Below are 17,164 nucleotides of genomic sequence, written 5' to 3' on the forward strand. Positions count from 1 at the left end.
GATCGGCCGCCTCATGTAAACAGCGAGTCCATTTCATCCAGTGTGAAAGATGCTGTTTCAAAATCGGATGGCGTAAAATCAGTTTCTTCTTTATCCGAACAATGCGCCGCAATATGGGAGAGCTGAAGAATGAATTGATCCAGCAGCTCTTCCAGCTCCTCTTTATCAAAAAGGCTTGCACTTGAGATCAGATCAATCGTAAGAAGACCATCATATATTCCCGCTGTCAGATCCAGACTGGCCGTCAAATCATTTTCAATCGCTGACTCAGAACCTGAACCTAAATATGTCATCCTGTAATCCGGATGGCCGGATAACATCTGATCAACTTCGCCTAAGTAGTTAAAGCGCAGTTCCGGCTGATCATGCTCCTTCAGCCGTTTGCTTAAAAAGGTAAGGATTCCATAGCCGCTTCCTTTTCCCGGTATATTTCTGATTTTTTCTTTAACGGTGCGAATCTGGTCTGATACTTGTTCGGTTATCTTGAATACGGCCGGATACATGGCAGTAAACCATCCGATGGTTCTGGAAACATCCGCCTGGTCACCCGCGGCCTCTCTCCCATGCCCTTCCAATTCAAGCGCGATATAATCTTTGCCAGTGCAGTAGCGGCATGCTCTTACCAAGGCAGCCAGCAGCAGCTCATTCGTTTGTGTTTGATACGCTTCATTTGCCGGTCCCGTAAGCAGCTTTGTCAGCTCCTTATCAGCCCTCCGTTTCAGCATCAGCTTGTCCTGCCCTTTTAAAGTGCCTGATGACCGTCCGTAAATCGGTTTAATGAGCTGTACTTCTTCCTCCCAGTAACCCGATTCTTCCAGCAGCTCCGCTGATTCCGCCATCTCATTCAGCTTCGCTGCAAAGTACTGGTAAGAATGGGTTTTGGAAGGGAGAATATCTCTATTCCGGTGATCCGGCGAATGGAACAGCCTCAGAAAATCTTCAATAAGGATCTGCCAGGAAACACCGTCAGTGATCAAGTGATGCGCGGTCAGTAAGAGATGTGTCTGACTGCCGGCTTTTATGACACAAGCCTGAAACAGAGAGCCTCCGAACAACTCTGTGCCTGCTCTCATTCTTTCACCGATGTTTTCAATTTCCTGCTCCCGCTGTTTTTCTGAAAGGGACGTAAGATCATAATATCCAGCCGGTTCAGGTGCGATTTCGTTATTGTAAAACAGCGTCTTTGTCTGTTTGTCTACAGATAGGCGCAATGCGTCATGATGGCCGTACAGCACAGTCAAAATGTCATTTATTTTATTTGAGTCCATTTCTTTTGCTGCTGTCAGCATCACGGATTGGTGCCAATAATTCGGGCGGCTGAGCGATAACGACCAAAACCATTCGGTTATAGGCATTGCCGGTACGCTTCCTTCAGCCTGCTTTTGAGAAATGTCCGCTGCCTCATGATAGGTTACGGCACTGACAAGCTCCCGGAATATCGGATAAGTTAAAACATCCTGCGTTTTAAGGGAAAGGCCTTTTTCTTTCATTTTTGACACGAGCTGAATGGCTTTAATGGAATCACCGCCGAGCTGGTAAAAATGATCACCGGGCTTTATATCCGGTCTGCCAAGAACCTCTCCAGCCGTTTCCAGCAGCTGTTTTTCCGTTTCTTTCTGCTCCTGATTGAGCTGAAGGTGAGTTTGGTCTTGATGCAAAAGAGGGTTCGGAAGCGCAGCCCTGTCTGTTTTTCCGTTTTGGGTAAGCGGAATATGGTCCATCGGTATAAAATAAGCGGGAAGCATATAAGCAGGAAGCTTTTCTGACAGCTTCATTCTGAACTGCAGCGTCCCCGTTCCTTCTCTGCGGACGATATAAGCTGCAAGCTGTTTTTGTCCATCCGGATCCTCGAAATCAATCACGACGGCTTCTTTGATTTCGTTGATGGAAAGGAGCGCAAGTTCGATTTCCCCCAGCTCTATTCGGTATCCCTTAATCTTGACTTGATGATCCTTTCTCCCCGAATATTCAAGCTTTCCGTCTTTCAGCCGTTTTGCCAGATCCCCTGTTTTATACATTTTTCTGCCCTGAATAAAAGGATTGTCCAAGAAACGTTCTTTTTGCATCTCGGGCCTGTTCCAATAGCCTCTGGCAACGCCGTCTCCCGATATATATATTTCTCCGGACGTCCCCGGCAGCACAGGCTCAAGCTGGTCATTCAAAATATAAATTTCCGTATTCTGCATCGGAATTCCGATCGGCACTGAGGCCTGAACATCCGTTTTTGGATCGTATTTGTGAATCATACAGCCCACTGTTGCTTCCGTCGGCCCGTATTCATTACATATGGTGATTTTGTGATGTGATGCTTCCGTAATTTGTCTGGCCAAATCAGCCGATAGCTGTTCTCCGCCTACGATCATTGTTTTTACAGACGCATCTGATAAATCTTGTCCTTTCAAAAGTGCTAAGTGCGCGGGTGTTAACTTTATGATGGATACATTGTTTTCCCGGATGATGCGATTGAGCACAAATTCATCGGTGTCGTCTTGTCTGTATATCAAAATCTTATTTCCAGACATCAATGGAGTATAAATTGAGGTTATCGTTAAGTCGAAAGCAATAGATGAGTACAGTGCAAAACTGTCTTCTTGTGAAGTTATATAATTCTCTGAGGCTGAAGTGATGTAATTGACAAGGTTCTGATGGTCAATCATGACGCCTTTCGGCCGTCCTGTAGATCCTGAGGTATAGATCATGTACGCAATATCCAAGGGATCACTCATAATATCTGGCTGGTGTGTATTAAAGCCTTTATACATAGAATGGTCAAAATGAATGGTGCAGATATGTGCGGATGCTGTTTCGGCATCATGATCTGTGATGAAAAAAGCGGACTGACTGTCTTCCAGTATATAATTTACCCGTTCAGCCGGATAGTCGGGATCAATCGGCACATAAGCGCCGCCGGCTTTTAAAATTCCCAGTAAAACAGCAATTAAATCCGGAGAATGCGCCATACTGACTGCAATAAAATCTCCGCGTTTCAATCCTTTATCCAAGAGATATCGCGCGAGTTGATTTGACTGCTCGTCCAATTCCAAATATGATAATTGCCTGTTTCCGTCTTCAACCGCGATTCGATTCGGGTCACGGCTGACTTGTTCCTGAAACAGCCGGCAGATCGTTTTTGTTTTCGGATATTCGGTCTCTGTTTGGTTCCATTTATAAATCTCGTCCTGTATTTCCTGTTCCGTTAACAGCGGCAGGTCGTACAGCGGCACGTCAGGCTGAGAAATTCCTTTTTGAATGAGAGCTTTTAAACGGCTGCACAGCTGACTGATGTCCTCTTCACTGTAGTCAGCTGATTTGTAATCAAACTGAAGCTCAATGGCTCCCCCGTCATCCCATTCTTTTATTGCGATCTGCAATGAATAAGGCTGGCATCCGCTGCATAATTCTATGTACTTCACCCGGCAACCTTCCATATCTGCGGCGAGATCCGTGCTGTAAGAATTAATATATATATGAAACAGCTGATCATATCCTTCTTTTGCAAGTTGAAGATCCTTGAACAATTCGTCATAAGGATACCTTTGATGCAAGAAATATTTCATGTAAAGAGCGTTGATGTCTTTGAGGAAATTCTGAAAGCTTTGATTTTCATTCAGCTGCGTTCTGAAAGGCATTGTGCTGACCGTCATGCCGGCTGTCTTTTTTTCCTTTACACCTGATCGGTTTAAGACCGGTGTGCCGATAATTAAATCATTCTCCCCGGTTACGCGGTGTAAATAACTGAACAGTGAAACAGTGAAGAGGGTATTTAACGAGCAGCCCTGTGCTTCGGCGAATTGATAAATCTGTTTTGACAGGGCGGGGTCGATTCGGAATGTTTTTCGCTCAGACTGAATGCTGTCGGAACTTTTCAGTAAAAAACTTTCCGGAAGGTCTGAAAACTCAGCTTTCCAAAATGCAGCGTCCTTGCTGCGGCGGCCAGACGACATATACTTCTTTTCCTTCTCAATTAAAACAGAAAAGTCATCTGTCCGGTCATCAGGCTCTTCTCCATTGGTTAGCCGGCAATAAAGCTCTTTTATTTTATCAATGATAATTTTCATGGACCATCCGTCAGCGATCGCATGATGGCATTTAATTAAATAGGCGCTGGACGCCTCACTGACTTTAAGCACATAAAATGCCGCAAGCGGACCGCCATACAAATTAAAAGGGGATTTAAATTCTCTCTCCGCCCATTCAAGCATGCTCTCATGGGGATTGGATTCATTTGAGAAGTCCTTAAGCGGCACAACGGGCTTCGAATGTTCATCTATAAACTGCATGTCGGCCCCGTCCGTATGCTTGAGGCGGAGACGGAGAGATTCTGTCTGACGGATACAGATCATGATTGCCTGCTGCAGTGCCGCAAGCTTCAATTTTCCGTCTATGACAACGAGGCCTCCGATATGATTAATCGGTGTGTCTTTGTAAATATTTTCAATATTCAAAATTCTCTTCTGAGGATGAGAAAGAGGGAACAAACTCGTAGTATGAACCAATTTTTACACCTCTTTACATTTTATATATTACAAAAATAATTTAAACACACCTTTATCAAATTGTAAATAAATATAATATATTGTCTAAATTTGTTCATTTTTGAGTTTCAATGATAGAAATGAAGAAATGGAAAATATAACAAAATTAATATAAAATACGTATTGAACACCAAACATATCGGTGATGCTGCTCATAATCAAAATAGAAGCCCCATATACAAATGTGCTCAGCGTGTGCTGCGCGGATAAAACTTTCGGCAGCAAGGTTTCTTCAATCGTTTCCTGCACATAAGTTCTGATCGCAATTCCCCTCAGCTGGAAGGCGGGTCCCAATAAAAAGACCAAAGCGAGGCTCAGGAACGCAATCTTGTTTATTGCGAGCCCAAAAGCAGCCATTGCGATCACAAGAGACGTCAGCATAATCATTTTAAACAGCTGACGATTGATTTTATCTGAGAGTTTCCATACAATTAAACCGCCGGTAATCGTTCCGGCGAAATAACTTGCGTTGATAAACCCCCACCACGTTTCACCTCGGTGCAGCACTTCACTTACATAGACCAGAATAATCGCGCCGGTCCAAATGCTTCTCCCGAACATCGACAACATTTCTAAGATTGTCAGCATTCTCATATCGGGTTTTTGATAAATCGCGCTCCATCCTGAAAGCAGCTTTTTGCTGAACGTTTCACTTTCTTTTCCCTCTGGTTCGGCTTTGCCTGTATCTTTAACGAATAATAATGAAAAAGCCGATGTCCCGTAAAGAACGAGGGTAACGGTCAAAAGCAATTGGGCGCCAAGCCATTGAATCAGCAATCCCCCAAGCAGCCAGCCCAGCAATAGAACAATCTGATCCGAAGTCAAAACCAGACTGTTCGCTTTCAGCAGCATTGATTTCGGAACTAGCCGAGGAATCATTGAATTCCTGACCGGAATTGTGCCGCCGTCAAGAAGAGACATCATAAAAACAACTGAAAAAAAGATATAAATTGGAATATTATCCAAATTAAACATGAACAGTATAATTAACAAACATAATAAAGCAGCCTGCGTGAATTGCAAAAAAATCAAGATGATTTTTAAACGGTATTTATGAATAAAAACAGGTATAAACACCGCGCTGAGCGATTGCCCGATAAACTGCATCATCGCCACCAAAGATGCTGCCAGAGCTGAATCGGTAATCTGATAAGTTAATAATGTGAGCACCAATACATACAATGAATCCCCTAAATTAGCAATGGATTGCCCCGCCCATACAAAATAAAAGGATTTATTTTTCATATTTTCTACTCATTCCTAGTTATGTAATCATACGCATCATAACATAAATGATTTTCTTCTCCAACGGTATTTACAAATTTAACATGATTGTTAAAAATACTATAATAAAAACCCTTGCTCATTCGGAAATGAACAAGGGCATCTGTGTTAATCATAAATATGGACGGTCGGTTCTTTGTCGCCCGCATTGCGCACGATAAGCGCTTCTTGGCCGTCTGATGAGGTGATGTTGATTTCGACATCGACTGAGCCTTTTGAATAGTAATCCATCAGCTCGCCCGTTAAGAATTGGGTGAAGGCGATCACTTCGCTTTTTCCGTAAAATTGCATCGGAATTTCAATTTTCATTTTTCTCATTTCATCATTTTCATACATTGCCGTTCCGACCACCCCGGTGTAGTTCGGGAAGTAGCTGTCAATGGCATTTTTGAAACGTTTAAACACCTCAGAATCGTCAGGGTATTTCTGTGCTGTCGCTGTGTCCGCCGGATAGAAAACATACTTTTCTTTGACATTATCCCAGCTTGAAATCGTGGATGAGCCGGCTTTGACTTCGGTTTTTGCAATGTAATTCCCCGGTACGATTGATGTTTTTGGCGCTTGTTTATAAAGGGCGATGGTAATCGGTACGTTTTTCAGATTATCCATTTTGCGAAGACGGTTAATGACTTCCTGAGCAATTTGTTCCCCGTGGCTGCGGATCGTTTTGTCGTCGAGCTCTACTTCTTGCTGCGGATCGCCTGTGTTTTCGCGGTAATAGTACACAGAGTTGAGAGCCAGGCCGATCATGACGCCGCCAAGCTGAATGGAATTTTTATCTTTTCTGACTAAGTAGTCCTGCTCCAGCATAGACGCTAAGTAAATCGGGCTGCTTTCATTTTTCGATTTTGCCGAACCTGAGCTTGGCAGGACCGGGTTTAAGCCGAGATTTTCGAAATTGGCATCAGCCTTTTTCGCCTTTTTCAGATCGCTGCCTTCTTTTTTGCGGTCAAGCCAGTTTAATACCGTGTCTTCATCTAAATACTGGCCTTCCTGATAAAGGTAATCATCAGTCGGGAAGGTGTCCTGGGCGAGGCGCATCAGCCCTGTTTCGAATTCATCGATATCGAGTCTCGTATTCAGCCGGTCAGCCGTCAGGCCGCGGGCTTTTCCCGCTTTAAACGGCAGCACCATTTTATAGTAGGAATCAGAGATATTATATTTCGGTATAATCGCTTTTTCAGAGGACTTTTCCGTTTTTTGCGTGATCTCTTCCTCTTTGTTCCCCCCAAAACTCGGCGTGCAGGCCGACAGCATAAACACTGCCGCTGTTGCCGTTGCCGCCAATGCCAACATCTTTTTCAATAGAAAACACTCCTCTTATTTCTTTAGCTCTCCCAATAACTGTGCTTCATTCCATACTTCGATGTTTAATTCCTGCGCTTTTGTCAGCTTGCTTCCCGCCGCTTCTCCGGCGATGACTAAGTCTGTGTTTTTGCTGACAGATCCCGTCAGCTTTCCGCCGAGCGCTTCGATTTGCGCTTTCGCGTCATTTCTGGACAGCTCTTCAAGCTTTCCTGTCAAAACGATGGTCTTGCCGGCAAAATAAGAGTCGCTGTCCTCTGCTTTTACTTTTTTCGGGCCTTTATAGAGTGTGTTCACACCGAGCTCTTCCAGTTCATTCAGAAGCTCGAGCATTTCTTCTTTGCGGAAATAAGTGATGATTGCATCGGCCATTTTTTCACCGATTTCATCCACTGCAAGCAACTCTTCTTCTGTGGCTTTTTTCAGATTCTCCAGGCTTTCAAAATGCATGGCGAGTGTTTTGGCTGCTTTTGCGCCTATAAAACGGATGCCGAGACCGAACAGCAGGCGTTCCAAAGAATTCTCTTTTGATTTTTGGATGGAGCTGATCAGATTGTCCGTTGATTTTTCTCCCATCCGCTCGAGCTGAATGACCTGTTCCTTTGTCAGTTTATATAAATCAGCGACATTGCGGACGAGGTCTTCCCGGAAAAGCTGTGTAATCACCCGTTCTCCAAGCCCGTCAATATTCATCGCATTCCGTGAGACAAAGTGAATCAGGCCCTCTCTGATTTGCGCCGGGCATTCGGGATTAATGCAGCGTAAAGCGACTTCTCCTTCGATGCGCACTAGCTCACTTTCACACTCCGGACAGGCGGTCGGCATATTGAATTCTTTTTCCTCTCCGGTCCGCTGTTCAACTAAGACATTGACGACCTCAGGGATGATATCGCCCGCTTTTTTGATGACGACTTTATCGAGAATGCGGATATCCTTTTCCTTAATTAAATCTTCGTTATGAAGGGATGCCCTTGAGACCGTTGTCCCTGCAACTTTTACCGGTTCAAGGATGGCGGTCGGCGTAATGACGCCCGTTCTTCCTACATTCAGTTCGATGTCGAGAAGCTTTGTCACGACCTCCTCGGCCGGGAATTTAAAAGCAATCGCCCAGCGCGGGCTTTTTGCCGTATACCCCAGCTCCTCCTGCTGATCAAGCGAATCCACCTTGATGACAATGCCGTCAATTTCATACGGCAGCTCGGCTCGTTTCGCCTGCAGCTCTTCGATCATTTCAATCACTTCATCTATTGTCGTGCATTTTTTTCGTTCCTGGTTTGTTTTAAAGCCGATTTCATCGAGAAAATCGAGTCCTTGGCTTTGTGTTTCCACACCCATTTCGTCAAGCTCCGCTATACTGTAGACGAAGATGTCGAGATTTCGTTTCGCTGCAATTTTCGGATCAAGCTGTCTGAGTGAGCCGGCGGCTGCATTCCGCGGATTGGCGAACGGCTCTTCTTCTTTCTTCAGCCGCTCTTCATTAAGCGTTTCAAATGATTGTTTCGGCATGAAAGCCTCGCCGCGCACTTCGATGGAGAGGTTCCGTTTCATTTTCAGCGGAATAGTTCGGATCGTTTTTAAATTCTCCGTGATATCCTCGCCCGTCGTTCCGTCTCCTCTTGTCGCTCCTCTGACGAAATAGCCGTCTTCATAACGGAGAGAAACAGCAAGACCGTCTATTTTCAGCTCCACATTGTATGCGACATCATCACCGACAGCCTGACGGACGCGGCGGTCAAAATCGCGAAGATCATCATCGTTAAAGGCATTGCCGAGACTGAGCATCGGCGTGCCGTGCTGCACTTTTCGAAAAGATTCCAGCACGGCTCCCCCGACCCGCTGTGTGGGCGAATCTGGCGTTCTGAGATCCGGATGCTCTTCTTCTATGGCAATCAGCTCCTGCATCAGCCTGTCGTACTCGGAATCCGGCACGCTCGGTTCATCTAAGGTGTAATATTCATAGCTATACTGATCGATGGTGCGGCGCAATCCTTCTGCCCGGTGTTTCGCTGTTTCTTTGTCCATCATGTTCTTCCTTTCATCTTCAGGTTACTGCTTTTCAATCGGCGCAAAGGCTGCCAAGAGGCGTTTGACGCCGACGGGGCTCGGGAACGCGATATCAAGCTCCGTGCTTTCGCCTTCCCCTTTTACACTGACAACCGTGCCGGTGCCCCATTTTTTATGGCCGGCTTTATCGCCGACAGCCCAGCTGAGCGTGTCGCCGCCTGTTTTACTCGCGTAGGAAACAGGGCGGGAAACGGGACCGCGTTTTGGCTGCATTTTTCTTCCCGGCTGCGTCCGCGGGTTTGTCTTCTCATTTAGGTTCTCCAATAAATCCTCAGGTATTTCCCCAATAAAGCGCGATTCCGGGTTCATATTGGTACGCCCGAACAGGGTGCGCATTTTGGCATTGGTTAAATACAGCTCTTCTTCCGCTCTTGTAATGCCTACATACGCGAGCCTGCGCTCTTCCTCCATCTCTGCTTCCTCCATCAGGGAGCGGCTGTGCGGGAAGACGCCTTCTTCAAGGCCCATTAAGAACACAACGGGGAATTCCAGACCCTTTGCAGCGTGCAGCGTCATTAACGTCACGGCATCCTTGCCGCCTGATTCCTCTTCTTTCTGGTCGAGCTGGTCAATATCCGCAATCAGCGCCAAATCTGTCAGAAACGCGACTAATGTTTTGTCTTCGCTTTTTTGCTCAAAGTTTTTCGTAACAGAAAGAAACTCGTCGATATTTTCCAACCGGCTTTGGGCTTCGATTGATTTTTCCGCCTTCAGCATCTCTCTGTATTCCGTTTTATCAAGAATTTCTTCCGTCAGCTCTGTAATCGACAGGTAATCCTGCATATTCGTCAGATGTTCAATCATCGTGCCGAAGCTGTCGAGCGCGTTGGCCGCTTTGGCGCTGACACCGATGAAATCAACCTGTTTAATCGCCTGAAACAGCGACATGCCGTTCATCGCCGCGTAAGAAGCAATTTTTTCAAGCGATGTGGCGCCGACGCCGCGTTTCGGTACATTGACAATCCGCGTAAAGCTGATGTCATCGTCTGGATTTGAGACAAGGCGCAGGTATGCGAGAATATCTTTAATTTCTTTCCTGTCGTAGAACTTGGTTCCGCCGACGATATTGTAATTTAATCCGGCTTTCAGAAGCGTTTCCTCTATAACACGCGACTGGGCGTTTGTCCGGTATAAAATCGCGATGTCAGATAGCTTCCGCTTGCCCGAACTGTAGAGCTGATGAATTTTTCCGGCGACAAATTGTCCTTCGCCGAATTCATTGTCACCTCTGTAATAAGAAAGCTTGATGCCTTCGTCGTTTTCCGTCCACAGTTTTTTCGGCTTGCGGTTTGTGTTGTTTTTAATGACTTCATTTGCCGCGTTCAGAATCCGCTTAGTCGAGCGGTAGTTTTGTTCGAGCAGAATAACATTTGCGCTCGGGTAATCCTTTTCAAAGGAAAGGATATTGGCGATGTCCGCCCCGCGCCATCTGTAGATCGACTGGTCGGAGTCACCGACGACGCAAATATTTTCCAGACGCGCCGCAAGCTGCTTCACAAGCAGATATTGCGCTCTGTTCGTATCCTGATACTCATCCACGTGAATGTATTGGAATTTGCGCTGATAAAATTCAAGTACTTCAGGCACACGGTCAAAAAGCTTAATCGTTGTCATGATTAAATCATCGAAATCGAGCGATTGGTTTTTCAACAGTTTTTTCTGATAATCCGTGTACACGTCACTCGTGACTTGATCGTAGTAGCTCCCGGCCGTTTTTGCGAATTCCTCAGGTTCGATCAATTCATTTTTTGCGCTGCTGATGGAGCCGAGGATGCTTCTCGGGTCGAATTTTTTCGGATCGATGTTCCGCTCCTTCAAAATCCCTTTGATCACGGAAAGCTGGTCAGCCGTATCAAGAATGGAGAAATTGCGGTTGATCCCGATTCTGTCAATATCCCGCCGTAAAATCCGCACGCACATGCTGTGGAATGTGGATATCCAAATATCATCCGCACCGGGTCCGAGGATGCTCTCCACCCGTTCTTTCATTTCTCTGGCCGCTTTATTGGTAAATGTGATCGCCAGAATGTTCCATGGAGCCACGTGTTTTTCCGCCATTAAGTATGCGATTCTGTGCGTCAAAACGCGTGTTTTTCCGCTTCCCGCGCCTGCCATGAGAAGCAGCGGCCCGTCTGTCGTCTTCACCGCTTCCTGCTGAACAGGGTTTAATCCGCTTAATAATTGATTGCTAATGTAATTCAAAATCCGTTCACCGCCTATCAAACATATGTTCTATCATAAATCAAATCCGCCCGCTTGGCTACTTTTCCTTTACAGCCGCCACCGTTCGGAGCGCCTGGTCGAAATCCTCATATATCGCGTTTCCTACGACAATGACATCCGCATGACGGCCGAACCGTTCCGCCGTTTCCGCGTCTTTAATGCCGCCTCCGTAAAATAGGACGGACTTGTCCAACACAGCCTTCGTTTTCTCCACCGTGTCTATGTCCGCCAGCATACCGCTGTATTCCAAGTAAAAAATCGGAAGATGAAGCAAATGCTCCGCGACCCGCGCATAAGCGAGAATATCTTCTGTCTCTATATTTGTATCAGCCTCTGTCAAAGCAGCCGCCTTACAATCCGGGTTGACGATGCAATAGCCCTCAGGCACAATTTCCTCCATTGACATCAGTTCTCCGTATTCTTTCATCGCCTGATGGTGCATGCCGACAATCCAGTCCGCATTTTGGCTGTTGAGCACACTCGGAATGAAATAAAGATCAAAGCCGGGTACAATCGAATCAATTGTCGACACTTCAAGGACGCACGGGACTAAAAAGCGCCGCACCTTCGACATCAGCCTCAGCACATTGTCTTCGGTTACGTCGTCGCTTCCCCCGATCACAATCGCGTCGGTCCCTGATTCACAAAGAATTTCAAGCTGTTCATCCGGTAAATCTTTATTCGGATCGAGTTTAAAGACGTGCTTCCACTCGTTAACATCGTACATGCGTTTTCGTTCCTCCATTCGTTTCTTGCCATTTAAACATTATAACAAATTCGTTTCGTGCGGAAAAACGGAAAAAGACGTCATTCTCGTGATTCACGAAAAAAGATGTTTCATTCCTACACATAAAAATAATCCATTCATTTACATTTAACAACTGGTTTTTCATGCCGACGTTTGAAGACAGACAAAATGTGGAATGTCAAAGAGTAAAAAGGCAAGGAGTGTGATCTGGATGGAACAAGTAATCATCGTTCTGATTTGTATATTAATCTTCATTATTTTAGTTCCCGCCGTATTGCTGGTTTGGATATACATAAGGGACGAAAAGCAGGAAGAACATTCAGTGCTTCGCAATTATCCCGTGGCCGGAAAGCTTCGCTATATCTTTGAGAAAATCGGGCCTGAGCTTCGGCAATATTTATTCAGCAACGATAATGAGGAACAGCCGTTTTCCCGAAGAGAATACGAGCAGACCGTCCTGTCCGGAAAGTATAAAAGCAGAATGATGGGCTTCGGTTCAGAAAGGGATTTTGATCAGCCGGGGTATTATATCCGCAACGCCCTTTTTCCGAAACAAAGAGAGGAGCTTCGTATCGGCCAATCGCCTAAGATCGAAACGATGGTGTATCATATCGACAAGGACAATCTGCTCAAGCGGAATGAGCATCGCGAAAAAATAAAGGCCGATCCTTATTACCTGCATCCGGACGACGTACAGGTAATCGGCAAAGACACATGCCAGAAACCATTTTATGTAAAAGGCTTGATCGGACAATCAGCAATGAGCTACGGCTCGCTGGGTGACCGTGCGATTACCGCGCTGTCAAAAGGGCTTCGCCAAGCGGGCGGCACATGGATGAATACCGGGGAAGGCGGTCTGTCAGAGCATCATCTGAAAGGCGGAGCGGATATTATATGCCAAATCGGCCCCGGCCTGTTCGGCGTCCGTACTCAAGAGGGCGAATTTTCGTGGGAAGAGTTTAAGAAAAAAAGCCAATTGGAGCAAATCAAAGCATTTGAACTGAAGCTGGCGCAAGGGGCAAAGGCGCGAGGCGGTCATATTGACGGCTCAAAAGTTACTGAAGAAATTGCCGCCATCAGAAATGTAAAACCGGGACAAACCATTGACAGCCCCAATCGGTTCAATGAATTCTCAAGCGTCCCCGCCATGCTCGATTTTATCGAAAAAATGCGGGCCGTCGGCCAAAAGCCGGTCGGAATCAAAATCGTGGCGGGAAGCCGAAAAGATTTGGAGGATCTGATCTCTTGTATGAGTTCGAGCGGCAAGCACCCTGATTTTATTACGATTGACGGCAGTGAAGGCGGAACGGGCGCTTCGTTTCATGAGCTGGCTGATTCCGTCGGATTGCCGATTTTAACAGGCCTCCCCCTCGTTGACGGGCTGCTGAGGGAATACGGCATAAGAGATAAGCTGAAAATTTTCGCATCCGGAAAGCTGCTCACCCCGGATAAAATTGCCGTCGCCCTCGCTTTAGGCGCAGATTTTGTCAATATTGCCCGGGGAATGATGTTTTCAGTCGGCTGTATCCGCGCGCAAGTCTGCCACACCAACCATTGTCCCGTCGGTGTCGCAACGACGGATCCTAAGCTGCAGCGCGCGCTCAGCATCGAAGACAAACAGCACCGCGTATGCAACTACGTGCTTTCATTGCGAGAAGGACTGTTTCACCTCGCTGCGGCGTCAGGCATCAGCTCTCCGATTCATTTTACTACTGAACACATCGTGTACAGAGAAAAAGACGGCACAATAAAGGAACTGCCAGACCTCATGAAACAGCACGCATAAAAAAAGCCGCCTGCCGTTATCGGCAGAGCGGTTTTTTATGTTGCAGAGGAGGATTCTCCTTTGTTTACACGGTCAAGGGCCATTTCATAGGCGTCGTTTCCGTAATTTAAGCAACGTTTCACACGCGAAATCGTGGCTGTCGAAGCCCCCGTTTCGCTTTCAATTTTATGATAGGTATTTCCTTCGCGGAGCATTCTCGCTACTTCCAAACGCTGCGCCAGCGATTGAATTTCATTAATCGTACAAAGATCATCAAAGAAACGATAGCATTCCTCCAGATCTTTCAGCGATAAAATAGATAGAAATAACTGGTCCAGTTCTTTTCCGCGTAATTTATCGATTTGCATCGTCACACACCTTCTCCTTTACTAATGGAAGCTGCATCGAGATCAGGCACGATATTGATCCATGTCTTTCCTGGCACAAACGGAAGAATCTCACCGCCTTTTACGGGCAAAATACGGCCGTCTTTATATTCCCAGTCTGACTCAATAACATCGCCGTGCTGAAGCAAGAGACCTTTACCCCCTGATTGAATATCGATGTCCCGCCTTCCATCTTTGTCTGTAATGCGATGGCCGGCTTCAGCAATAAAAATGTTGTGCATGGCTAAAGGCTTTCCGGTCTCCCGGTCGGTCGCTTTCACACCATCAGAGCTTCTCGTATAAGCATCAGCTTTTTTATCATAATCGTATTCGACAAGATTTGTAATGTTTTGTGTTCCATAATCTATCCGAACATTGTAGGTTTCGTTTCCGGGTTTTGCATCTGATGTTTGAAAAGGGAGCGGCTCTGTTTCTCCGTTCAGCTGAAATCCCTTTTGTTCCGCCGCCTTTTTTATGTTTTCATAAGACGTATAGGAATTGTGGGGAGGCTTGCTGAAATCAGCTCTCCAAAACAGGCTTCCGTCAAAATCCAAACCGTTTATATAATCGTAAGCGCCGGATTCCAGCTGCTTTTTGGCTCCGGGGCTCCAGCCATGATGGACAAAAATGCTGTTAAACCCGCTGCTGAGAGTGACGAAATATTCTCGTGCGCTCCGCACAGGCCCGACAGTTTCCGGCATCTCGCTTTGGAAAATCGCCAAAAATCTTGTGATCGGCCCCTCCGCAAGCGCCTCAATGACAATATCCGCCTTGGAAAGCCCGGATTGCGGCCTGGCCTTCGGGTGGTTGTTCACTGCAACAGCAATCGGACGGCGTTCTGCAAGCTTTTCCTCCGTCTTTAAACCGGTTAAAGGAGCTTCCGGCTTTTTCGTCTGCGCCTGATCGGCATCATTTTGCCGGCAGGCGGCAAGCAGCAAAAACGCAAAACATAACATACAAACGGTTATCCATCTCTTCATATGTCGGCTCCCTGCTCTTTTATATTTTAACGCATTATCGATGGAAAGAGTACAGTTTTTTTCATCACGTCAAATATACCTCTGGGAGTAATGCGAATATAAGGCAGATGTGTGCCTTGCAAAAAGAGCAGCGTATAGATCGGATCACAAAATTGATAGCCGCGATCCTCAAGCAGTGTTCTCAGCTTTTGTTCCTTCTCCAGCACGGCCTCATAATCTTCAGCCGAAGCGCAGCCGTGCAGAGCGAGGGGAATTTCATGCAGAATGTTCCCGTTCTCAGCCAGTACGATTCCCCCGCCGATTTCCTTCATGCGTGAGAAAGCAAGCAGGATATCGTCCTTATTTTTTCCGGCGGCGATAATATCACCGGTCGTCGTATAAGAGCTTACAAATCCCTGCACACGATCGGCAAAGCCTTTCAACATCGTGTTTACCCGCCATTTTCCGTGCTTGTCAAGAAGAGTGAGAAAGCACTCATCATGGTCAAAAGAAAGCTGGTCAACGGAGTTATCAATCTCAATCATATACGGCTCCATAATGACCGCATTGCGCATTTTCACTCCCATCGGCATCGAAAACTGTAAATCATCCATCGTCATATCATATGAAAGCTCAAGAGGGACAAGACCGCCCTTTTTCCAGTCTGTTTCTGTAAACGCCTTCATATTTTGGCCGTCTTCTTTCAGCATGACCCCTTTTGATATAACGGTGACCGGGTTCGGATTCATAGGGTCTTCCAAAATATTTAATGATGCCAGTCTTCCCGGCCCCACTACGCCGAGATAATCGTCAATCTGATAATACTTTGCAATATTAAAGGACGCCATATTGTAAGCATCAATCGCCGGAATCCCTTCTTCCAAAGCGATTCTGATCAATTCATTCGTCATGCCGCCTTTATAGAAATGAGGCGTTGCGCCGTCCGTTGTGTAAAAGAAATGGTCGTAATGGCGGAAGCCTTTTTCATGCAGATCCTTCAAAATCGTTCTCAGGTCAGGCCGGATAGATGAATGCCTGAGTGAAACATAGTAGCCCAATTCAAGCCGTCTCATCACTTCATCGCCATTCATAGCCTCGTGGTCGCAATCGGCTCCGAACAGCTTCATTTTCGTAAGTGTTTTTTCGGACGCTCCGGGAAAATGCCCTTCGATCCGCTTGCGCTGTCTCTTTGTCGCCTGCATGCAGTGCAGCATAAGATCATCACCGTCCATAAGCCGCGGCCATCCCGTCAATTCTCCGCCTTGGATAACATCGGGGTGCTCAATCCACTGCTTGCGGACGTCAAAAGAAAGAAGCTGGTCCTCATTCTGCACTTCGGTTTGCAGGTCGTATCTTGACCACCAGAAATATTGAACAGGCTGTTTTTTCAGTTCCCCCAATATAGTAAGCGCTTTCTTTTTACCGCTGTGCAAAAGGAAAAAAAGGTTATCATTAATAAACGTCGTCGTTCCGAATTGAGACACATATTCGGCGAGCGTTTGGGGATTATATATTTGAAAAGGATGTGTATGCGGTTCAATGTAACCTGGCACAATGTATTTTCCTTCACAATTTATGGTATGAATGTGCTCTGCTGCATCAGGAAGCTCATCACCGACATAAACAATTCTGTCTTGGTAAATCCAAATGTTTTTTTTCAGCCATTGTTTTAAAAAGGGATTTAAGACGAGAGCATTCCGTAAAAGTAGCGTTGGAAGCAGCTTTGAGTCTACAACATCCGCCTGTGATCTGATGTCTTTATTTTTCCAGTTAAAGGTACGTTCGGACATTCACATACTCTCCTTCGCTTATATTAGACCCATCGTATCACATCCGCACAATTATCGCACGGCTAAATCGTTACAAATTATTGAAGATGCACGAAAATTTCATTA

General features: G+C 46.1%; 10 protein-coding genes. 1 reads left to right on the forward strand and 9 read right to left on the reverse strand.

Annotation, left to right across the window (positions count from 1 at the left end; genetic code table 11):
• Positions 1–11 precede the first annotated feature (11 nt).
• From KY305_RS15460 to pcrB, 6 genes are all read right to left on the reverse strand, one after another.
• Complete coding sequence (locus KY305_RS15460; protein ID WP_223063300.1) at positions 12–4,496, reverse strand: non-ribosomal peptide synthetase; 4,485 nt, start codon at positions 4,494–4,496, stop codon at positions 12–14.
• An 84-nt stretch (positions 4,497–4,580) separates the two neighbouring features.
• The gene (locus KY305_RS15465; RefSeq protein ID WP_223063301.1) at positions 4,581–5,780 is read right to left on the reverse strand and encodes an MFS transporter; all 1,200 of its coding nucleotides are present in this window, start codon (positions 5,778–5,780) and stop codon (positions 4,581–4,583) included.
• Positions 5,781–5,927: 147 nt separating this feature from the next.
• A complete protein-coding gene (locus KY305_RS15470) occupies positions 5,928–7,124 on the reverse strand; it encodes a CamS family sex pheromone protein (protein WP_223063302.1) in 1,197 nt (398 codons plus the stop codon).
• A gap of 15 nt (positions 7,125–7,139) precedes the next feature.
• Entirely contained in the window at positions 7,140–9,146 is a 2,007-nt protein-coding gene (gene ligA, locus KY305_RS15475; RefSeq protein WP_223063303.1) for an NAD-dependent DNA ligase LigA, read from the reverse strand.
• A gap of 24 nt (positions 9,147–9,170) precedes the next feature.
• On the reverse strand, positions 9,171–11,390 hold the full coding sequence (pcrA, locus tag KY305_RS15480; protein ID WP_223063304.1) for a DNA helicase PcrA: 2,220 nt from the start codon (positions 11,388–11,390) through the stop codon (positions 9,171–9,173).
• A gap of 58 nt (positions 11,391–11,448) precedes the next feature.
• Positions 11,449–12,138: a heptaprenylglyceryl phosphate synthase gene (pcrB, locus tag KY305_RS15485; protein WP_223063305.1), complete on the reverse strand. Its 690-nt coding sequence runs from the start codon at positions 12,136–12,138 to the stop codon at positions 11,449–11,451.
• Positions 12,139–12,370: 232 nt separating this feature from the next.
• Here pcrB and KY305_RS15490 point away from each other — a divergent pair, with 232 nt between their 5' ends.
• Entirely contained in the window at positions 12,371–13,945 is a 1,575-nt protein-coding gene (locus tag KY305_RS15490; RefSeq protein WP_223063306.1) for an FMN-binding glutamate synthase family protein, read from the forward strand.
• A 35-nt stretch (positions 13,946–13,980) separates the two neighbouring features.
• On the opposite strand, the gene KY305_RS15495 is transcribed toward KY305_RS15490, so the two are convergent.
• From KY305_RS15495 to KY305_RS15505, 3 genes are read right to left on the reverse strand one after another with little or no spacing between them, the layout of a single operon-like run.
• A complete protein-coding gene (locus KY305_RS15495) occupies positions 13,981–14,292 on the reverse strand; it encodes a YerC/YecD family TrpR-related protein (RefSeq protein WP_003155745.1) in 312 nt (103 codons plus the stop codon).
• Between the two features lie 2 nt (positions 14,293–14,294).
• On the reverse strand, positions 14,295–15,290 hold the full coding sequence (locus KY305_RS15500) for a DUF3048 domain-containing protein (protein WP_223063307.1): 996 nt from the start codon (positions 15,288–15,290) through the stop codon (positions 14,295–14,297).
• 26 nt (positions 15,291–15,316) lie between these two features.
• Positions 15,317–17,059 (reverse strand): adenine deaminase, encoded by a 1,743-nt coding sequence (locus tag KY305_RS15505; RefSeq protein ID WP_223063308.1) that lies wholly within the window; start codon positions 17,057–17,059, stop codon positions 15,317–15,319.
• Positions 17,060–17,164: the final 105 nt, after the last annotated feature.

This window comes from Bacillus sp. YC2, assembly GCF_019891195.1.
Taxonomy (GTDB): Bacteria; Bacillota; Bacilli; order Bacillales; family Bacillaceae; genus Bacillus.